This window comes from Streptomyces sp. WELS2, assembly GCF_013870595.1.
GTDB lineage: Bacteria > Actinomycetota > Actinomycetes > Streptomycetales > Streptomycetaceae > Streptomyces.
Map to the genome: position 1 here is coordinate 1 of NZ_JACBWZ010000609.1, position 3,903 is coordinate 3,903.

4 protein-coding genes are annotated in these 3,903 nt (G+C 71.4%); all 4 read left to right on the plus strand.

Going from position 1 to position 3,903, the window contains the following annotated elements:
- Positions 1 to 42: 42 nt before the first annotated feature.
- Entirely contained in the window at positions 43 to 168 is a 126-nt protein-coding gene (locus H5J33_RS26605) for an adenosylcobinamide-GDP ribazoletransferase (protein ID WP_399552927.1), read from the plus strand.
- Positions 169 to 396: 228 nt separating this feature from the next.
- A complete protein-coding gene (locus tag H5J33_RS26610) occupies positions 397 to 1,935 on the plus strand; it encodes a leucyl aminopeptidase (RefSeq protein WP_181797390.1) in 1,539 nt (512 codons plus the stop codon).
- Positions 1,936 to 2,227: 292 nt separating this feature from the next.
- Positions 2,228 to 3,616: a dihydrolipoyl dehydrogenase gene (lpdA, locus tag H5J33_RS26615; protein WP_181797391.1), complete on the plus strand. Its 1,389-nt coding sequence runs from the start codon at positions 2,228 to 2,230 to the stop codon at positions 3,614 to 3,616.
- A gap of 62 nt (positions 3,617 to 3,678) precedes the next feature.
- Positions 3,679 to 3,903 (plus strand): biotin/lipoyl-containing protein (locus H5J33_RS26620; protein ID WP_309485494.1); only part of this gene is annotated, 225 nt, incomplete at its 3' end.

A 3,903-nucleotide genomic window follows, 5' to 3' on the forward strand; every position in this document is an offset into this window, starting at 1 on the left:
CCTGTGGATCGGTGGGCCGAGGGCGTCAAGCTTGCGTTAAGAATGGTCGCCGACCTGCTGCTGCGGCGGTGCGTGCGCCGGTTCGGCGGGGTCACCGGGGACGTGTTCGGGGCGCTCGCGGAGACGGCGGCGACGGCCTCGCTCGTGGTGCTCTCGCTGGGCCGTTAACGTGCGGCGGGGAACCCGGCCCGGACCCGACGCCACACGCGGGTGGACACCCGAAGGAATGATCGAACACACCCACGCGCGTAGGCTCGTCCCGGGTGTTCGCCGACAGGGTGAAGGCCCCGGTTGCCACCTGTCCCCAGGCCTGGGCCTAGGGTCGGCTGTCGGGCCCGGTCGACCCACCCTGTTTCGGCCACTGCAACTTCACATCGGAAGCGAGAATTCACCACCGTGACTGCTCTGACTCTCAGCACCGCCGCGGCGCCCGGCCTGCGGGCCGACGCGATCGTGATCGGTGTCGCCAAGGGCGCCCAGGGGCCCGTCGTCGCGCCGGGCGCCGAGGCCGTGGACAAGGCGTACGACGGCAAGCTGGCCGGCGTCCTGGAGACCCTCGGCGCCTCGGGTGCCGAGGGCGAGCTGACGAAGCTGCCCGCGCCGGCCGGCTTCAAGGCCCCGCTCGTGGTGGCGGTGGGCCTGGGCGCGGAGCCCTCGGACGACGACGCCGGCTACGACGCCGAGGCGCTGCGCAAGGCCGCCGGTGTGGCCGCCCGCGCGCTCTCGGGGTCCAAGAAGGCCGCGTTCGCGCTGCCCGTCGACGGCCCCGGCGCGATCGGCGCCATCGGCGAGGGCGTCCTGCTCGGCGCCTACTCCTTCGACGTCTACAAGGGCGGCGCCCAGGACGCGAAGAACGCCAAGGCCAAGAACGGCAAGGCCCCGCTGGCCGAAGCCGCGCTGCTCGGCGGCAAGCCGCGCGACGCCGCCCACAAGGGCGCGCTCGCCCGCGCGGTCGCGGTCTGCGAGGAACTGAACCGCGCCCGCGACCTGGTCAACATGCCGCCGAACGACCTCACCCCCGCCGCCTTCGCCGCGCTCGCGCAGACCGCGGCCAAGGAGCACGGCATCAAGGTGCAGGTGCTCGACGACAAGGCCCTGGCCAAGGGCGGCTACGGCGGCATCCTCGGCGTCGGCGGCGGCTCGGCGGCCACCCCGCGCCTGGTCAAGCTGTCGTACAAGCACCCGCAGGCGGACAAGCACCTGGCGTTCGTCGGCAAGGGCATCACCTACGACTCGGGCGGCATCTCGCTGAAGCCGGCCGGGCACAACGAGACGATGAAGTGCGACATGGCCGGTGCCGCCGCCGTGTTCGCCGCGGTCGTCGCCGCCGCCCGGCTCGGCCTGGAGGTCGAGGTCACCGGCTGGCTGGCGCTGGCCGAGAACATGCCGTCCGGCTCCGCCGTCCGCCCGGGTGACGTGCTGCGCATGTACAGCGGCAAGACGGTCGAGGTGCTCAACACCGACGCCGAGGGCCGGCTGGTGCTCGCCGACGCGCTGTGGGCGGCCTCGCAGGAGAACCCGGACGCGATCGTCGACGTGGCCACGCTGACCGGGGCGATGATGGTGGCGCTCGGCGCCCGGACGTTCGGCGTCATGGCCAACGACGACGCGTTCCGCTCCGCGGTGCACGAGACGGCCGAGGAGGTCGGCGAGCCGGCCTGGCCGATGCCGCTGCCGGAGCACCTGCGCAAGAGCATGGACTCGCAGGTGGCCGACATCGCGAACATCGGCGAGCGCTGGGGCGGCGGGCTGGTGGCCGGCCTGTTCCTGCGCGAGTTCGTGGGCGAGGGCATCACCTGGGCGCACCTGGACATCGCCGGTCCGGCGTTCAACGAGGGCGGCCCGTTCGGGTACACCCCGAAGGGCGGCACGGGGACCGCGGTGCGGACGCTGGTCCGGCTGGCCGAGCTCACGGCCGAGGGTGACCTCGGGTAAGGGCCGCTGAGGGCCCGGTCCCAGCCGATGTCCGACGGCTCCGCCGCGCGCGGGCCGGTCGCGCCCGCGCGGCGGAGCCGCACATCGGATACGGCCCCGCGCCCCCTGCGGCCGCCGAACGTGGGACGTCTCACACACCGGCCCGGCGTCTCGATCTCGTCCGACAAGTGCAAAGATGGAGCCCGGCAGGACAGGGCCCCCACCGAAGGGCCGAAGCATCAAGCGGCCGGACACCAGCCGCCTGCCGGTCATCGCCGACCGGCGCACGGCGCACATGCATGGAGGACGTGACGTGGCGAACGACGCCAGCACCGTTTTCGACCTAGTGATCCTCGGCGGTGGTAGCGGTGGTTACGCCGCGGCCCTGCGCGGGGCCCAGCTGGGCCTGGACGTCGCCCTGATCGAGAAGGGCAAGGTCGGCGGCACCTGCCTGCACAACGGCTGCATCCCCACGAAGGCCCTGCTGCACGCGGGCGAGGTCGCCGACCAGGCCCGCGAGAGCGAGCAGTTCGGCGTACGGGCCACCTTCGAGGGCATCGACATGGCGGCCGTCCACAAGTACAAGGACGAAGTGATCGCCGGCCTGTACAAGGGCCTGCAGGGTCTGATCGCCTCGCGCAAGGTGACGTACATCGAGGGCGAGGGCCGGCTGTCCTCCCCCACCTCCGTCGACGTCAACGGCCAGCGCGTCCAGGGCCGCCACATCCTGCTGGCGACCGGCTCCGTGCCGAAGTCCCTGCCGGGCCTGGAGATCGACGGCAACCGCATCATCTCCTCCGACCACGCCCTGGTCCTGGACCGCGTGCCGAAGTCCGCCATCATCCTGGGCGGCGGTGTCATCGGCGTGGAGTTCGCCTCGGCGTGGAAGTCCTTCGGTGCCGACGTCACGGTCATCGAGGGCATGAAGCACCTCGTCCCGGTCGAGGACGAGAACTCCTCCAAGCTTCTCGAGCGCGCCTTCCGCAAGCGGGGCATCAAGTTCAACCTGGGCACCTTCTTCCAGAAGGCCGAGTACACCCAGGACGGTGTGAAGGTCACCCTGGCGGACGGCAAGGAGTTCGAGGCCGAGCTGCTGCTCGTCGCCGTCGGCCGCGGCCCGGTCTCCCAGGGCCTCGGCTACGAGGAGCAGGGCGTCGCGATGGACCGCGGCTACGTGCTCGTCGACGAGTACATGCGCACCAACGTCCCGACCATCTCCGCCGTCGGTGACCTCGTCCCGACGCTCCAGCTCGCGCACGTCGGCTTCGCCGAGGGCATCCTGGTGGCGGAGCGCCTGGCCGGTCTGAAGGTCGTTCCGATCGACTACGACGGTGTTCCGCGGGTGACGTACTGCCACCCGGAGGTCGCCTCCGTCGGTATCACGGAGGCCAAGGCCAAGGAGGTCTACGGCGCGGACAAGGTCGTCTCCATCAAGTTCCCGCTCGGCGGCAACGGCAAGAGCCGGATCCTGAAGACCGCGGGCGAGATCAAGCTCGTCCAGGTCAAGGACGGTGCCGTGGTCGGCGTCCACATGGTGGGCGACCGCATGGGCGAGCAGGTCGGCGAGGCGCAGCTGATCTACAACTGGGAGGCGCTGCCGTCGGAGGTGGCCCAGCTCATCCACGCCCACCCGACGCAGAACGAGGCGCTCGGCGAGGCCCACCTGGCCCTGGCCGGCAAGCCCCTCCACATGCACGACTGACGCCTTCCGACATCGGGCGCGACGACACAGACTTCCGCAATTCGTTAGGAGTAACCGAAACCATGGCGGTTTCCGTAACCCTTCCGGCGCTCGGCGAGAGCGTCACCGAGGGCACTGTCACCCGCTGGCTGAAGGCCGAGGGCGAGCGCGTCGAGGCCGACGAGCCGCTGCTCGAGGTCTCGACGGACAAGGTCGACACCGAGATCCCCGCCCCCGCCTCCGGCATCCTGGCCTCCATCAAGGTGGCCGAGGACGAGACGGTCGAGGTGGGCGCCGAGCTGGCCCTC

Bases quoted from the DNA above. Each gene is read 5' to 3' on its own strand.
- H5J33_RS26605 (WP_399552927.1), top strand. From the start codon at position 43: ATGGTCGCCGACCTGCTGCTGCGGCGGTGCGTGCGCCGGTTCGGCGGG.